The following is a 16,041-nucleotide window of genomic DNA, read 5'->3' as shown; positions in this document are numbered from 1 at the left end:
GATTGTGTTCTAATGCCCCTTCAATTTTTCCCCGCGCCGCGATGAAATGGGTTCACACAGAGGCGGACGCATCCGCGCTTCACGACATCCAGGAGGAGCTTGGGCTGCTCCCGGCGGTCGCCGCCGTGCTCGTGAAGTCCGGCTACGGGCGTATTCCCGACGCGGAAAAATTTCTCTCGCCCAAGCTTTCGCACATCACGGATCCGTTCCGCGTCCCCAATCTCGAAAAGGCCGCCCACCGCATCGTCCGCGCCATCGACCGCGGCGAAAAAATCGCGATCTGCGGCGATTACGACGTGGACGGCGTCACTTCGACGACGCTGCTCGTGAGCATTCTGCGCGAGTTCGGTCTGCGCCCTCATTACTTCATTCCGCGGCGGAAGGAGGAGGGCTACGGCATGAGCCCGGAAATCGTGAACCGCGCGCTCGCCGAGGGGAAGCCGGATCTTTTCTTTGCGCTGGACTGCGGCACGAACGCGACGGAGGAGGTCGAGCGCCTCGCCGAGCTGGGCTGCGACGTCGTCATCGTCGATCACCACCGCAGCAAGACGCCGGAGCCGCCGCGCGCCGTGCTCGTCAATCCCAATTCGTCCTTTTCCGCGGCGCCGGAATTTTCCGCGCTGTGCACGGCGGGGCTCATCTTCAAGGTCATTCACGGCTTTCTCAAGCTGCTGCGTTCCCGCAACGACGAGCGCGCCTTCAACATCATCCTGCGCGAGTATCTCGACCTCGTCGCGATGGGCACGATCACGGACATTTCGCCGCTTCAGGGCGAAAACCGCACGATGACGTGGTTCGGCCTGAAGCAGATGCGCAACACGAAGCGCGAAGGCCTCAAGGCGCTGATTTCCGCCAGCAACATCGCGGACACGGCGGACATTCTGCCCGTGGACGTCTCGCACCGCATCGGGCCGCGCATCAACGCGAGCGGCCGCCTCGCCGACGCCGCGCTGCCCGTCGAAATGTTCCTTTGCCGCAATCCGAAGCGCTGCGCCGCCTTCGCCGCCCAGCTCAACGAGATGAACCGCGACCGGCAGGAAATCGAGCGCGTCATTTTCGAGGAGGCGCTCGCGCAGGTCGAGGCCGCGGGAACGGACCGCAACGCGCTGCTCGCGTGCGGCGACTGGCACCCGGGCGTCGTCGGCATTGTCGCGGGCAAGCTCGCGCGCCGCTTCAACCGGCCCTGCATCGTGCTCGGCATCGAAGGCGATTCCGCCAAGGGCTCCGGCAGAAGCGTGGACGGCGTGAATCTCATCGAAGTGCTCAAGCCCTACGGCGACGCCATGCTCGAAGCCTGGGGCGGGCACCCGATGGCGGTCGGCATCACGGTGGACGTCGCCAAGGTCGCCGCGTTCCGCGAAGTCTTCGACCGCGCCGTCGGCGAGTATCAGGAAAAAAATTACGGCGAATTTCCCGAAATCGTGCTCGAAATCGCGGAATGGCTTGACGTCGCCGACCTCACGCCGGAACTCTTCGACCAGATCGCGCGCCTTTCGCCCTTCGGCGAGGGCAATCCCGAACCGATCTTCGGGCTGCGCGGCGTCGAAATGCCCGCGGGAACGGTCTGCTTCGGCGAATCCAATTTCCGCTTTCAGATCGTGCTGCCGACGCTGGCGCGGCTCGGCGTCGTCGCCTGGCACAAGGCGGACCGCATTCCGCCCGCGGGAACGCGCGTCGATCTCGCGCTGAAGCTTTCGTGGAACAACTACAACGGACGCAGATACCAGCAGGCGGAACTCATCGACTGGCGCCCCGCGCGGCCGTGATTCTTCCGCCTCCGCAATGACTCGCGAACGCATTCACGGGCACCTGCTCATCTTCGCGGCGAACTTCATCTTCGGCGTCAACTACGCCGTCTCCAAATGGCTGCTCGCCGGACGCGTGACGCCGGAATTTCAGACGCTCGCGCGCATGGTCGCCGCGTGCGCGCTGTTCTGGGCGCTCTCGCTTTTTCTCCCGCGCGAAAAACTTTCGCTCAAGGAAATCGCCGTGCTCCTGCTGTGCTCGACCTGCGGCGTGGCGGGCAATCAGACGCTCTTCGTCTTCGGGCTGAGCATGACTTCGCCCGTGGACGCGTCCGTCATCACCACGGGAACGCCGATCGTCGTCATGCTGCTCGCGGCGGTCTTCCTGCGCGAACCGATCACGCGGCTGAAATGCGCCGGCGTGCTTGCGGGCGCGGCGGGCGCCGTCTGGCTCGTGCTGCAGTCGGGCGCCGCGCAGGGCGGCGGGAACGCCGCGTCGAGCCTCGCGGGCGACCTCTGCATCGTCGGCAGCATGCTCATCTACGCGATATACTTCGTCTTCTCCAAACCGCTTTCCGTCAAATATCAGGCGGTGACGATGATGAAGTGGATGTTCCTCTTCGCCGTGCTCGAAGTCGCGCCGCTGACCGTTCCCGCGGTGCTTCGCCCGCACGGCGCGTTCCCGCGGCCGCCCGACGCGCAGGTCTTCGCCGCGCTCGCCTACGTGCTTTTCGGCGCGACGTTCCTCGCCTACATGCTCATACCGATGGCGGTCCGGCGCATCCGCCCGACCACCGCGAGCATGTACAACTACGTGCAGCCTGTCGTCGCGTGCGCGCTGGCGATCGCGCTCGCGCAGGACGAATTTTCCTGGGGCAAACTGCTCGCCGCGCTCGTCATCTTCCTCGGCGTCCACATGGTGACGCGCAGCAGAGCCCGCCGCGACGTCTTCCCCGACGAGGCGTGACGGAAGCGCCCGCGTCCGACGGGCGCGCGTCCCTACGCGCTTCGAGGCTCACGCCTCCGTGAGGCCGCGCAGGTCTCCGAGAGCGGCGGCGAGTTTTTTGCGCGCGAGCAGAATCCGGGCATAGACGAGATTTTCCGAAATGCCGAGCGCGCGGGAAATCTCTTCGGCGGAGCACTCCGCGAGGCGGGAGAGCGTGAAGCATTCGCGCTGACCCTCGGGAAGCGAGTCGAGCGCCGCGGCGAGGCGCGCGCGGAGATAGGCGAGGTCGGGCGCGCCGAGCGAGGCGTGCGGGGAGTCGGCGAGCGCCGAGTCCTCGCCGGCTTCCGCGCCGGAAAATTCGAGAAGGCGGGAACGCCGCGCGCGGTCGATGCGGAGATTTTTCGCGCAGGCGAAGACGAAGCCGGAAAGAGCGGCGCGGTCGGCGAAATTCCCGCGGCGTTCCCAGGCGCGGACGAAGACGTCCTGCGCGAGGTCGCTCGCGGAATCGCGGTCCGCGCCGCGCGAGACGAGCCAGCGGACGACGCGCGGGAAAAGTTCCGCGTAGGCGGAGCGGAAAAGCCGCTCGGAAGGGGGCTCGGCGGATTCGCTCCGTCCGCGTTTCGGGAAGCTCAGCAGCGGCGCCGTCGCGCGCCGTCCGTTTCCGGCGTCGTTTCGGTGCGGGCCGGAAAAGGAGCGTTCCGCTTCGGCGTTTTTTCGTGAAGGCGTCATTTGAGCGTCAATGCTCAAAGCCTACTCTTTCAGTTCCCCGATGAAAAGCGGATTTTCCCCCGCCGCGCTCCCGCGGAAGCGCGCTTTTCGTGAAGCGGGACCGGGCCGGGGAAAATCAGTCCGGGCGGGTCGCCTTCGCGGCGAGGATGGAGTCGAGCAGGGCTTCGAAGTCGATTTCCGCGACGGCGCGGCGCAGGTCCGGGTCGTCGAGCATCCGGTTCACGTCCGGATCGGAGAGGATGCCGTCCACGTCGCGGGCGGCCATCATGCGCTGCATTTTCGGCGAGTTCACGATCGGGTAGACGGCGGGGAGCGTGAGCACCGACTGGACTTCGTCGGCGTAGATGAATTTGCGCGCCGCCGCGGGATCGGAAAGCACGGCGACGAGCTTGTCGATTTTGCGCACGAAGCTTTCCGGGAGCGGGTTCCAGTTTTCGACGAAGCGCAGCCCTGGAATCAGCGCGACCGAGGCGCGCGCGCGGATCGCGGCGCGGCAGACGTTCCCGCGGACGCCGACGGCTTCCTTCGCGCCGCCGTTCAGCGCTTCGCCGAGCGTTCCCGCCGCGGCGAGGACGAACACGCACGCGCCCGTCCAGAAAAATCCGATCCAGCAGCCGACGACCGCGCCGAAGACGGGATATTCCGGCTCGCCGGTCTGTTCCGAAATCTGCGAGCGCCCGCGCCACCACAGCAGACTGAAGACGGGGAGCCAGACGAGCGTCGCCGTGAGCGCGATTCCCGCGACGCCGCGCAGTATCCAAGGAATGCCGACGTTGCCGAGCAGGGCGAAGCCCAGGTCCGCGCCGAAGAGCCAGGCGAGCGTTCCCGCGAGCGCGAACGCGATCAGCGGCGCGAGGCTGCGGATCGGTCCCCGGCGGTAGCCGCGCAGCGAGCAGGAGAAGAGAATCGCCAGGAACGCGAGCGCGAAAACACCCGCCAGCACGTGGCTCGCGGGTGAATCGGGGAGGTTTTCCGTCGCGGGGAGCGGCATCGCCGTCGGGCTTTCTCAGCCGATGATCTTGCGGATCTGCGACTCGCGGGATTCGATGCTTTCCATGAGACGCAGCTGCACGAGCGCGCGCTTGAGGTTGTGTTCCTTGTAGCGCGTCTTGAAGTAGACGTCGCCGGCGAGATAGTCCGCGAAGAAGCGCAGACCGAGCTCGAGCGGCAGGATGCGTACGGCGTCGAAAAGATGATCGTGGTCCGCCTGCGTGAAGAATTTTTTGGCGTGGCGCATGTAGCCGCGGTAGAACGCGGAGAAAAGATCCGTGTCGAAGAAGACCGTGTGGAGATCCATCGCGTCTTCGCCCGCGGGATTGCAGGAGGAGCGGACGGCGTCGCCGATGTCGGCGTGGACGAGCCCGGGCTGGATCGTGTCCAGGTCCACGATGCAGGTGCCTTTGCCGGTCGTCTCGTCGATGAGGATGTTCGCGACCTTCGGGTCGCCGTGCGTCGGGCGCAGCTTCAGGATTCCGTTCTTTTTCGCCTTTTCGAAGACGGAGCAGAAATCGCGGCGCTCTTCGATGATCGCGAGACAGTTGCGCGCTTCGCGGGAATGCGCGAGCAGGTCCTGCGCCTCGGGCGTCTTCAGCGCGGCGTCCATCGCGTCGAGATACGTCGGCGTGATGTGGAAGCTTTCGATGACGTATTCGAGATTTTCGCAGGGAATGTCGGAAATGAGATTCTGGAAGCAGCCGAGCACCGTTCCCGCCTCGAACGCGTGGTCGGGGCTCTGCACTTTCTCGTAGGAGACCGCGGAGGCGATGTTGGAGATCGCGCGCCAGACTTCGCCGTTCCCGTCCACGTAGAAGTCTTTGCCGTCGCGCGTGCGGATGATCTTCGGCAGCTGCCAGATGCGGTCGGAGGTTTCGTTGATCTCTTCGAGCTTCTTGTGGCACACGTCCGTCACGACGCGCATGTTGTGCATGATGTTTTCCGGCTTGGGGAAAACCGCGCGGCGGATGCGCTGCAGGATGAAGCGCTCTTCCGAAAACGTCGTGCGGAAGATGACGCGGTAGGTGTCGTTGATGTTGCCGGAACCGAAGGGCTCGACGGAAACGAGCCGCCCGGAGACGGCGAACTGTTTTGCGATCAGGGATGCGTTCATTTCTAAGTGATGGATTCTGTTTTTTGAGAATCGGCGCGAAGGCGCCTTCGATTCTTTTCTACACGAAAACGCCTCCGCGGACAATTTGAAAATGGAGAAATTTCGCGCGCGGGAACGACAAAAAAGCGTTCCCGCGATTCGTTTCGCGGGAACGCTCTTCTTCAAGCTTTAAGCCTTGAACTCTAAGCTTTCTTTTACGCCTGCGCCTTGACGCCGCTTTCGACGAGGGCGAGGAAGTCCTTCGCGACGAGCGCCGCGCCGCCGATGAGGCCGCCGTCGATGTCCGGCTTGGCGAGGAGTTCGTCGGCGTTCGCCGGCTTCATCGAACCGCCGTAGAGGATGCGGATCTTGTCGGAGACGGTGCCGAGGATTTCGGTGAGCGTCTTGCGGATGAACGCGTGCACTTCCTGCGCCTGGTCGGGAGTCGCGGTCTTGCCGGTGCCGATCGCCCAGACGGGTTCATAGGCGATGACGATGTTTTCCGCCTTGTCCGCGGGAACGTTCGCGAGGCCGCCGACGAGCTGCGTCTTGATGACGTCTTCGACCTTGCCGGCTTCGCGTTCTTCGAGCGTTTCGCCGACGCAGAGGATCGGGATCAGATTGCTTTCGAGGCAGGTGATGACCTTCTTGTTGATGAACGCGTCCGTTTCGCCGTAGTAGCTGCGGCGTTCGCTGTGGCCGAGAATGACGTGCGAGACGTGCAGGTCGCGGAGCATCGCCGCGGAGATTTCGCCCGTGTAGGCGCCCGAGGCCTTGTCGCTGACGTTCTGCGCGCCGAGCTTGACGGTGGAGTTGCCGATGAGGGCGCTGACGGCCGGGATCGACGTGAACGTCGGGCACATCAGCACGTCGATTTCGTTGCGGTTGCTGACCGCTGCGATGATCGGCTTGGCGAGTTCGACGGCTTCCGTCGCCGTCTTGTTCATTTTCCAGTTACCTGCGATGAGGATTTTGCGTGACATGATTTTTTGGTGATTGAAATTTGAGGTTGTCGATTTTTACGCCTTGTCCAGCGCGTCCACGCCGGGAAGAATCTTGCCTTCGAGGAGCTCGAGCGAAGCTCCGCCGCCCGTGGAGCAGTGCGAGACTGTCTTCGCGACGCCGAATTTCTTCGCCGCCGTCGCCGTGTCGCCGCCGCCGACGACCGTGGTCGCGCCGGCTTCCGTCGCCTTGGCGATCGCGTCCGCCATCGCCTTCGTTCCCGACGCGAAGGCGTCGAACTCGAACACGCCCGCGGGGCCGTTCCAGACGATGGTCTTGGAGGCGAGAATGGACTTCGTGAAGATTTCGTTCGTCTTCGGGCCGACGTCGAGGCCCATCCAGCCGGCGGGAATGCCGGTTTCGTCCGTCGCCGCCTGCGTCGCCGCGTCCGCCGCGAACTTGTCCGCGCACACGTAATCGACCGGGAGCGTGATCTTCACGCCCTTTTCCTGCGCCTTGGCGATGAGCTCGGGAACGAGCTTTGCGCCTTCTTCGTCGAAGAGCGAGGCGCCGATTTCCATGTTCTGCATGACCTTCTTGAACGTGAACGCCATGCCGCCGCCGATGATGATCTCGTTCGCCTTGTCGATGAGGTTCTTGATCAGCGGAATCTTGTCGGCGATCTTGGCGCCGCCGAGAATCGCGAGGAGCGGGCGCGCCGGGTTTTCGAGCACCGCCGCGAACGCCTTGAGTTCCTTTTCCATGAGGAAGCCGGCGACCTTCGCGGGAAGATCGACGCCGACCATCGAGGAGTGCGCGCGGTGCGCCGTGCCGAACGCGTCGTTCACGTACACGTCCACGTTCTTGGAAAGGCTCGCGCGGAATTCGGCGACCTTCGCGGGATCGGCCTTGATCTTGTTGCCGTCGGCGTCCTTAGCCTTGCCTTCTTCCTCGATGTGAAAGCGCAGATTTTCAAGGAGCAGGATTTCGCCCGGCTTCAGCGCCGCTTTCGCCTCTTCGGCGACGGGACCGACGCAGTCCTCGACGAACTTCACCGGCTTGCCGATCTGCCTGGAGAGCTCTTCCGCGACGGGCTTGAGCGAAAATTTCGGGGTGACCTGACCGTTCGGGCGGCCGAGGTGCGAGGCGAGAACGACCGCCGCGCCGTGGTCGAGCGCGTACTGGATCGTCGGGAGCGCCGCGACGATGCGCTGCGGGTTCGTGATCGCGCCCGTCGCCTTGTCCTGCGGAACGTTGAAGTCAACGCGGATGAACACGCGTTTGCCGTTAACATCGATGTCTCGAATTGTTTTAGCTGCCATAGTTTTGTGATTGTTCAAAGAGTGGTTTCAACAAAATGTTCTCTCATTAAATCCGCGCGGGAACGCTTTGGCAAATTGAAATTTGCCGCCCGGACCCTCGGTTTTTCGCGGCGCGGAGGCGGTCAGGGCAGGGCATCGCCGAAGAACTCGGGCAGGGCGGAGACGTCCGCCGTGCGCGTGCCCTGCGCGAGCTCCCAATGCTGAGCCGCGGCGCCGTGCCAGCAGACCGCCTGCGCGAGCAGTTCCGCGGGCGTCGGCGCGTCGCGGCGCGAGGCGCGTTCGGCGAAGAGCGCCGCCGTCATTCCCGCGAGCACGTCGCCGCTCCCGCCGCGCGCGAGCGCGGGCGTTCCCGCGGACGTGATCAGGCGCGTTTCCGCGTCCAGGATTTCCGTGAACGGTCCTTTGAGCGCGAACGCGGAAACCCGCGGCCTGCGGCTCAGGAACGTCTCGGGGTTTTTCGGGTCGCCGCCGAGCCGGAGAAATTCGCCGTGGTGCGGCAGGAGAACGTTCGGGTCGCTTCGCCGCAGCGCCGAGAGCGTGCCCGGGCGCAGCGCGTCCGCGTCGAGCACGAGCGCGGCGGCTTCCGGCGTTTCCGCGGCGACGCTCTGCGCGAGCGCCTGAGCGTCGGGCGAGTCTCCCATGCCGGAACCGCAGAGCACGGCGCCCGCCCTGGCGGAAAATTTACGGAATTTCGCGAGCGCGTCGCGGAGCTCGAGCGCGCCTTCCGGCGTCTCTTCGCAGGGAATCCACATTGCGCCCGGCGCGCGCGCGGCGAAGGCGGCGTGGACGCTCCGCGGGCAGAGCACGCTGACGAGCCCCGCGCCCGCGCGCAGAGCCGCGAGCGCGTTGAGCATCAGCGCGCCCGGCATCGCGCGCGAGCCGCCGACGATCAGAACGTGACCGAACGTGCGCTTGTCGCAGAACGCGGGACGCCGCGCGGGAACACGCTCGAGCGCGAGGCGCGTATCCGCCGCGCAGATACGTTTTTCCTCGACGGGAAAGCCGATCGCGAGCGGCACGACGCGGCCGACGCAGCGCGAGTTCGCGGGATCGAGCAGCGGCGTCTTGAGGATGCCCGTCGCGCAGGTGAAGTCCGCCGCGAAGGCGCAGACGGAAACGGGCGAATCGCTCACGCCCGAGGGCAGATCGACGGAGACGCGCAGGTCGCCGCCGCCGAGGGCGTTGAGGCGCGTGAACGCCTCGCGGACGTGCTCGCGCAGCGGCGGACGGAAGCCGTGCCCGTAAACGCCGTCGATCACGACGCCGCCGCGGGAACGCGGCAGAAAGGCGTCGAGCGCGTCGGGAGATTCCTCCGGGAGAAAAAGCGCGGGCGCCTTGCCGCAGTCGCGCAGAAAATCCTCGTAGGCGTCCATCGTGAGCGGCGCGAGCGCGTCCCAGTCTTTCGCGAAGAAGACGATCTTCGCGGGCACGCTTCCGCGCGGGAACGCACTCAGCACGCGCCGCGCGGCGATGAGCGCGTCGCCGCCGTTGTGGCCTTTTCCGGAGAGGACGAGCAGGTGCGCGGGCGGGCGTTCCCGCAGGCGCGAGAGGATGAAGTCTCCGATGCGCGTTCCCGCGCGGCGCATGAAGTCGCGTTCCTGCGGCGGCGTTTCGGCACCCGCGTTTTCCGGCGCGAAGAAGTGTTTTTCCCAGGCTTTCGCGCGGGCGCAGGACATGACGGGGAGGCGGAATTCGGAGAGCATTTTCGTGCGGCGGGAACGTGTTTTTTTCGGCGCGAGCGGCTCAGGTCGCGCGGATGGCGACGAGCGTGAGGTCGTCGGAAAATTCGGTCTTTCCGGAGAAGGCGGAGAGCTCGGCGATGATGGCGTCGTTGATGCGCCGCGCGTTTTCGCCGTGCATCCTGCGGACGACGCGCGCGAGGCGCTCGGATCCGAATTCCTCGCCGTCCGCGCCGCGCTCCTCCGTCAGCCCGTCGGTGTAGAGAATCAGCGCGTCGTTGCGGAAATACGGGCGCGAGATCTCCGCAATGGCGGCGTCGAAGATCTCCGGCTTCGTCAGCCCGACGGCGAGGCCGCCGCTGTCGAGAAATTCGAGCTTGGGCTCGCGCAGCGGCGTTCCCGTGGCGGGATCGTTGTTGGAGAGCAGGAGCGGGCGTTCGTGCCCGGCGCGCGCGAGCGAAAGCGTGTTGCGCTGTGTGTCCAGAAACGCGCAGACGGCGGTCAGGAATTTGCCGCGCGAGAACGAGTGCGCCATCACGCGGTCGAGCCGGCGGAGCAGGTCCGCGGCGCTGATGGAGGTCGGCGCGATCCGGTGAAAATTCGTGCGGCAGATCGCCATGAGCAGCGCGGCGGAGACGCCGTGCCCGGAGACGTCCGCGACGATCGCGGCGATGCGCCCGCCGCCGAGGTCGAAGACGTCGTAGAGGTCGCCGCCGACGGTCTGCGCGGGGCGGTAGGTCGTCGCGATGTCGATGGAATGCGCCTGGGGAATGTAGCGCGGGAGGAGCATCTTCTGAATGCTCGCGGCGATGCCGAGCTCGAAGTCGAGCCGCTGTTTTTCCGCGCGCACGGCGAGAAGCGTGCGCATCTGCAGCGCCATGCCCGCCTGCTGCGCGAGCAGGTCGGCGAGCTTGATTTCCGACGGCGTGAACCGGCCGCGGTGGCGCGGATTGGCGACGGCGATGACGCCGATGAGCTTTCCCGAGAGGAAGACCGGCGCGACGATGACGTCGCGCGGCACGGCGGGCGGATCGTCGGGAACGAAATTGCCGGGCGCGAGCGGGAACGCGCGCACGAGCGTGGCGGTCCCGCTGCGGAGCGCTTCGGCGAAGCACGGCGCGTCTTTCGCGTAGATCGTCTTTTCGAAATGCGCGCGGATCAGACCGACCCGCGACGCGCCGCGGAAGCGCGCGGGATAGCCGCCGAGCAGCGGGAACAGCCCCGCGCGCGCGATCGGCTCGAACGCGTCGTCCTCGTTCAGCCGGAAGATGCAGGCGCTCATCGCGCGCGTGCCGCGGATCGCCGTGAAGAGAATGCTCCTGAAGACGGTGTCCTTCGTGACTTCCTGCGCCTCGCCCGTCTCCAGAGAACGCTTCACCGCGTGCATGAAGTCGACGGTGAGGCGGTTGCTGTAGCGTTCGTGCTGAAGACTGAAGTCCAGCCGATAGTACTCGCTTTTGGAGTGACGAAGCACGAGCCAGGACCGGAGCGCGAAAGCGGAGACCCCGACGAGCAGGGCGATTGTGACGAATTCGCTCATGATTTTCGTGCGCTCAGTATGTACGGATTCCCGCCGCGGCTCAACGCCAATTTCGCCGCGGGAACGCGGGCGGACGCGAAAAAGCCCGCGTCTTCGCGGGCTTCGGAAAAAATGGTGGTCGCGGCAGGACTCGAACCTGTGACCCCAGCAATGTGAATGCTGTGCTCTAACCAACTGAGCTACGCGACCGAAAGAATGAGATGCGAGAATGGGCTTTTTTCCGTGAAAACGCAAGCGCTTTTTCCGGACTCGCCTTCGCGGTTGCGCGGGCGGAGGCGAATTTGTTATGCTCGGCGCCACATTTTACAGAAGACAGTTATGAGCAATCCGACGAATTCCGAGACGGGAACGGACGCCGTTCCCGCCGCAGAAACGAAGAAATCCGCCTCGTGGCTCACGCCGTTTTTCGAGCTGAACTTCATCGAGATGATGGAGCGGCTCGCGTACAACAGCGTGCGCGTCGTCGCGCCCATCTACATCATGCAGGCGGACAACGCCGGCGGGCTCCATCTCGACGCCGCCGCGAAGGGCACGCTCTACGCGTGGTGGGCGGTCGTGCAGTGCTTCCTGCCCATCGTCACGGGCGGGTTCGCTGACCGCTACGGCTACAAGAAGATGATGACGATTTCCGTCGCGATGATGTCCGTCGGCTACCTGCTGATGGCGTTTCTGCGCGACGTCGCCGCGCTCGACGCGTTCGCGGGAACGCTCGGGATCGACGGCGTGAACGGCGACTACCTCGGCTTCCTCACGGGCATCACGGTGTTCGCGACGGGCTCGGCGCTGTTCAAGCCGGGCATCCAGGGCGCGCTTTCGCACACGCTCCCGCGCGAAAAATCCTCGCTCGGCTGGGGCGTCTTCTACTGGGTCGTGAACATCGGCGCGCTCATCGGGCACTACATTCCCGTGGCGTTTCTTTCGGGCAACTTCATGGCGGACGCGCTCGGCGCCGCCAATTCCCCCGAGCGCTGGCGGCTCGTGTTCTGCGTTTCCGCGGGCATGATTCTGCTGAACTTCGTGCCGCTGCTCTTCTTCCGCGACACGCCCTCGGGCGCCTCGAAGACGCTTTCGCCGCTGCGCGTGCTCGTGAACGCCGTGCGCGACATTTTCCAGCCGCGCCTGCTGACGTGGATTCTCATCATGTCGGGCTTCTGGCTGATGATGTTCCAGCTCTGGGACCTGCAGCCGAACTTCCTCGAAGACTGGGTTTCGAGCGCGAACGTCGCCGCGACGCTCGGCGCGCTGCCGGAAGGGATTTCGCAGTTCCTCGTCGAGGAGCACGACGGCGCGCTGCGCGTGCCGCAGGCGGTGCTCATCTCGTGCAACGCGTGGTTCATCATCCTCGGCGTGGTCGGCGTGTCGTGGCTCACGCGCAAGATGCGCACGCTCTCGGCGATGGTCATCGGCATGTTCATGGCGACGGTCGGCGTCGTCGTCGCGGGCTACACGCAGAACGCGTGGTTCTTCATTCTCGGCGTCGTGTTCTTCTCGCTCGGCGAAATGTGCACGGGCCCGAAGAAGTCGCAGTATCTTTCCGAAATCGCGCCGCCGGACAAGAAGGGCGTCTATCTCGCCTACATCAACATTCCCGTGGGCGTGGGCATCTTCGCGGGCGCGAAGATGGCGGGCTTCATCTACGGGAACGTCGGCGAAAAGGCGACGCTCGCGCTGCGCTGGCTCGCGGAGAAACGCGGCGTCGAATGGCGTCCGTTCTTCGACGACGTGAGCGCGCTCGAGGCGAAGCTCGAAATCACGCGCAACGGCGCGATGAGCGCGCTGCAGGCGGAAACCGGGCTCGACGCGCAGGCGGCGACGCGCCTTCTTTGGGAGACGTATTCGCCGAATCTTAACGTCTGGCTGCCTTTCGCCGCGATCGGCGTGCTCTCCGCGATCGCGCTCATCGTCTTCTCGCACATGGCGAAAAAGTGGAAGGACATGAACGCGTGAAAAAGCTTAAAGGTTAAGGGTGAGAACTTAGAGGAATTTTTCTTCCCTTAACCTTTAACCTCATAACCTTTTAACCTCCTTCAACCCTTAACCTTTAAGCTTTAAGCTTTCCAAAATGAACATCCGCACCATTCCCGCCGGTCCTTTCGCGACCAACGCTTATCTGATTTCCGAGAACGGCCGCTGCGTCGTCGTCGACGTTCCGCCCGGCTCGGACGCCGAACTCCTCCCGATCATCCGGCGCGAAGGTCTCGCGCTCGACGCGATTCTCATCACGCACGGGCATTGGGACCACAACGGCGGCGTCGCCGCGCTGCTCGCGGGAACGCGCGCGGACGCGCCCGTCTTCGCGCACGAGGACGGACGCGCCTTTCACGAAAATCCCGAAAAATTCGCGCCGTGGTACCAGAGCGCGATTCCGGGGCTGACGGCGGCGGACTTTCCCGCGTTCGCGCTTTCGCGCCCGACGGCGGACGGCGAGACGTTCACGCTGCTCGGCGCGGAATGGCGCGCGCTCGCCGTTCCCGGGCATTGCCCCGGCAGCCTCGCGTTCTACTGCGCCGCGGAAAAATGCGTGTTCACCGGCGACGCGCTTTTCGCCGGCAGCGTCGGGCGCACGGACTTGCCCGGCGGCAGCTTCGCCGTGCTCGAAAAGAACATCCGCGAAAAGCTCTTCACGCTCCCGCGCGACGTGCGCGTCTTCCCCGGCCACGGCCCGGAAACGAGCGTCGGCGACGAGATCGAAACGAATCCCTACGTGCGGCTGTAGTCCATGCGTTCCCGCTCCCGAGCGCCGAAACGAAATCCCGCCTCCCTCTCGGGACGCGGCGGGAACGTCGCCGTCGGAGCTCCCTTTTTCAAAACCGCGCGCGCCGCGTTCTGCCTCTGGGCGTTCTGCGGCGGCGCGCTCAACGCTTTTTCAACGACCATGCCAGACGTCCCCGAAGAAAAACTGCGCATCGACGCGCTCCGCAAGGAAATTTCGGAACACGACGAGCGCTATTACCGCCACACCACGCCGACGATTTCGGACTACGAATACGACCGGCTCAAGGCGGAGCTGAAGCGTCTCGAAGCCGCGTTCCCGCAGTACGCGAGCGCGGATTCGCCCACGAACAAGGTCGGCGACGACCGCACGGGCGCCTTCGAGAAATACCGCCACCGCACGCCGATGCAGTCGCTCGACAACACGTACAGCGAAGGCGATTTCGCCGAGTTCTGCCGCCGCGTCGCCAGGGACGTTCCCGCCGAAAAGCTCGACTTCGTCGTCGAGCCCAAGATCGACGGCATCTCCGTCTCCTACACTTACGAAAAGGGAAAATTCGTGCGCGCGACGACACGCGGCAACGGCGAGGAGGGCGACGACGTCTCGCGCCACGCCGCGAACATCGCCGGCGTTCCCGCCGAACTGAAGACCGCGCCCGGCGGCGTTCCCGTGCCCGACGTCATCGAAATCCGCGGCGAAATCTTCATGCGCAACGCGGAGTTCCGCCGCATCAACGCCGAGCGCGAGAAGCTCGGACTCGAGCCCTTCGCGAACCCGCGCAACCTCACCGCGGGAACGATGAAGTCGCAGAACCCGCAGGAGACGCGCGCCCGCCGCCTCGACACCTACGTTTACGGCGTCGGCTTCTGCGAGCCGCCGAGCGCGTTCGCGACGCTCGCCGACCTGCGCGACGCGCTCGTCTCGTGGGGCTTTCCCGTGACGGAATTCTTCGGCCGCGCGCGCGACGGCGAAGCCGCCTTCGCGGCGATCCGCGAGCTCGGCGAACTGCGCGGAAAATTCGATTTCCCGACCGACGGCGCCGTCGTGAAGATCAACCGCATCGACGTGCAGCGCGAGCTCGGCGAAAAGGCGAACGCGCCGCGCTGGGCGATCGCCTTCAAATACGCGCCGGAGCAGGCGGAGACGACCCTGCGCGCCGTCACGCTGCAGGTTGGCCGCACGGGCAAGATCACGCCCGTCGCCGAGCTCGATCCCGTCGAGGTCGCGGGAACGACGGTCTCCCGCGCCACGCTCCACAACGAGGACGAGATCGCCGCGAAGGATCTGCGCGTCGGCGACCGCGTCATCGTCGAAAAGGCGGGCGAAATCATTCCGCAGGTCGTGCGCTTCGTGCCCGAAAAACGCCCCGCGGACGCGCGGAGATTCTCCTTCGCCGAAGCGGTGAAGGCCGCCGGGCTCGACGCCGAGCGCCCGGAGCGCCTCGTCGATCCGAAACGCCCCGAAAAAGGCACGGAGCGCGTCGCCGCCTGGTATCTGCGCGAAAAGGACACGCCGGAAGTGCGCGTCCGCCGCCTGCTTTATTTCTCGGGAAAATCCTGCATGGACATTCCCAATCTCGGCGAGGCGGTCGCCGCGCAGCTCGTCGCGCGCGGGCTCGTGAGCGTTCCCGCCGACCTCTACGCGCTTCGGGAAAGCGATCTCGTCGGACTCGACAAGTTCAAGGAAAAATCCGCGCGCAATCTGCTCGACGGCATCGAGGCGTCGCGTTCGCGCGGGCTCGCGCGGCTCGTCAACGGGCTGGGCATTCCCGGCATCGGCGAAGAGAACGCGAAGCTGCTCGCGAAGAAGTTCCGCTCGCTCGCCGCGCTTGCGGACGCCTCCGAGGCGGAGCTCCGCGACGCGCTGCTGAAGCGGGCGGACGACGAAAAGAACAAGAGCTCCGTGCTCGTCGCGAACGTGCTCGCCTTTTTCGAAAAGCCGCGCAACCGCGAGCTCGCGGAACGCTTCGTCGCGCTCGGTCTCGGCGCCGGGACGGAAGGCGAGAGCGACGCCGCCCCGCAGATTTTCGCGGGAAAGGTCTTCGTGCTCACGGGCACGCTGCCGACGCTGAAGCGCGACGAAGCCAAGGCGCTCATCGAACGCCACGGCGGAAAGGTTTCCGGAAGCGTCAGCTCGAAGACGGATTTCGTGCTCGCGGGCGAAGAGGCGGGCTCGAAGCTCGACAAGGCGCGCGCGCTCGGCGTTCCCGTCATCGACGAGGCGGAACTGCTCGCGCGCGTCGGCGCGGCGGCGGAAGAGACGGATGCCGCGCCCGAGGACGAATCCGCGCCCGCGGCGGACGCCGCCGCCGAGCCGCGCCAGCTTGAACTTTTCTGAGA

The 16,041-nt window shown here is 65.4% G+C and carries 12 protein-coding genes and 1 tRNA gene; 5 read left to right on the top strand and 8 right to left on the bottom strand.

Features of this window, described 5'->3' with window-relative positions:
* The first annotated feature begins 41 nt into the window (after nucleotides 1-41).
* Together recJ and ACQREB_RS00625 are read left to right on the top strand one after the other, a co-directional pair.
* The gene (recJ, locus tag ACQREB_RS00630; protein WP_427764060.1) at nucleotides 42-1,766 is read left to right on the top strand and encodes a single-stranded-DNA-specific exonuclease RecJ; all 1,725 of its coding nucleotides are present in this window, start codon (nucleotides 42-44) and stop codon (nucleotides 1,764-1,766) included.
* Nucleotides 1,767-1,782: 16 nt separating this feature from the next.
* Nucleotides 1,783-2,712, top strand: a complete 930-nt coding sequence (locus ACQREB_RS00625) for a DMT family transporter (protein WP_427764058.1) — start codon at nucleotides 1,783-1,785, stop codon at nucleotides 2,710-2,712.
* A 48-nt stretch (nucleotides 2,713-2,760) separates the two neighbouring features.
* Here ACQREB_RS00625 and ACQREB_RS00620 read toward each other — a convergent pair whose 3' ends face one another.
* The 8 genes from ACQREB_RS00620 to ACQREB_RS00585 form a co-directional block, all read right to left on the bottom strand.
* Nucleotides 2,761-3,420 carry an RNA polymerase sigma factor gene (locus ACQREB_RS00620; RefSeq protein ID WP_427764056.1) on the bottom strand — a complete coding sequence of 220 codons (660 nt, stop codon included), beginning with the start codon at nucleotides 3,418-3,420 and terminating at the stop codon, nucleotides 2,761-2,763.
* Nucleotides 3,421-3,535: 115 nt separating this feature from the next.
* Nucleotides 3,536-4,411, bottom strand: coding sequence for a hypothetical protein (locus ACQREB_RS00615; RefSeq protein ID WP_427764055.1), 876 nt, complete (start codon nucleotides 4,409-4,411; stop codon nucleotides 3,536-3,538).
* A 15-nt stretch (nucleotides 4,412-4,426) separates the two neighbouring features.
* Entirely contained in the window at nucleotides 4,427-5,527 is a 1,101-nt protein-coding gene (locus ACQREB_RS00610) for a phosphotransferase enzyme family protein (protein ID WP_427764052.1), read from the bottom strand.
* A 194-nt stretch (nucleotides 5,528-5,721) separates the two neighbouring features.
* On the bottom strand, nucleotides 5,722-6,489 hold the full coding sequence (gene tpiA / locus ACQREB_RS00605; RefSeq protein WP_427764049.1) for a triose-phosphate isomerase: 768 nt from the start codon (nucleotides 6,487-6,489) through the stop codon (nucleotides 5,722-5,724).
* A 36-nt stretch (nucleotides 6,490-6,525) separates the two neighbouring features.
* Entirely contained in the window at nucleotides 6,526-7,770 is a 1,245-nt protein-coding gene (gene pgk / locus ACQREB_RS00600) for a phosphoglycerate kinase (RefSeq protein ID WP_427764046.1), read from the bottom strand.
* 122 nt (nucleotides 7,771-7,892) lie between these two features.
* The gene (locus tag ACQREB_RS00595) at nucleotides 7,893-9,473 is read right to left on the bottom strand and encodes an NAD(P)H-hydrate dehydratase (RefSeq protein ID WP_427764044.1); all 1,581 of its coding nucleotides are present in this window, start codon (nucleotides 9,471-9,473) and stop codon (nucleotides 7,893-7,895) included.
* A 40-nt stretch (nucleotides 9,474-9,513) separates the two neighbouring features.
* Nucleotides 9,514-10,989: a PP2C family protein-serine/threonine phosphatase gene (locus ACQREB_RS00590; protein ID WP_427764043.1), complete on the bottom strand. Its 1,476-nt coding sequence runs from the start codon at nucleotides 10,987-10,989 to the stop codon at nucleotides 9,514-9,516.
* 112 nt (nucleotides 10,990-11,101) lie between these two features.
* Nucleotides 11,102-11,178, bottom strand: a tRNA-Val gene (locus tag ACQREB_RS00585).
* A gap of 129 nt (nucleotides 11,179-11,307) precedes the next feature.
* On the opposite strand from ACQREB_RS00585, the gene ACQREB_RS00580 reads away from it, so the two are divergent.
* From ACQREB_RS00580 to ligA, 3 genes are all read left to right on the top strand, one after another.
* A complete protein-coding gene (locus tag ACQREB_RS00580; protein WP_427764040.1) occupies nucleotides 11,308-12,936 on the top strand; it encodes an MFS transporter in 1,629 nt (542 codons plus the stop codon).
* A gap of 115 nt (nucleotides 12,937-13,051) precedes the next feature.
* The gene (locus tag ACQREB_RS00575; RefSeq protein ID WP_427764038.1) at nucleotides 13,052-13,705 is read left to right on the top strand and encodes an MBL fold metallo-hydrolase; all 654 of its coding nucleotides are present in this window, start codon (nucleotides 13,052-13,054) and stop codon (nucleotides 13,703-13,705) included.
* A 159-nt stretch (nucleotides 13,706-13,864) separates the two neighbouring features.
* Entirely contained in the window at nucleotides 13,865-16,039 is a 2,175-nt protein-coding gene (gene ligA / locus ACQREB_RS00570; protein WP_427764036.1) for an NAD-dependent DNA ligase LigA, read from the top strand.
* The last annotated feature ends 2 nt before the right edge of the window (nucleotides 16,040-16,041 follow it).

It is taken from the genome of Candidatus Spyradosoma sp. SGI.093 (assembly GCF_050314555.1).
GTDB lineage: Bacteria > Verrucomicrobiota > Verrucomicrobiia > Opitutales > UBA953 > Spyradosoma.
Note: the sequence above shows the minus strand (reverse complement) of the source record. Positions and strands in the feature narration are given on the sequence as shown.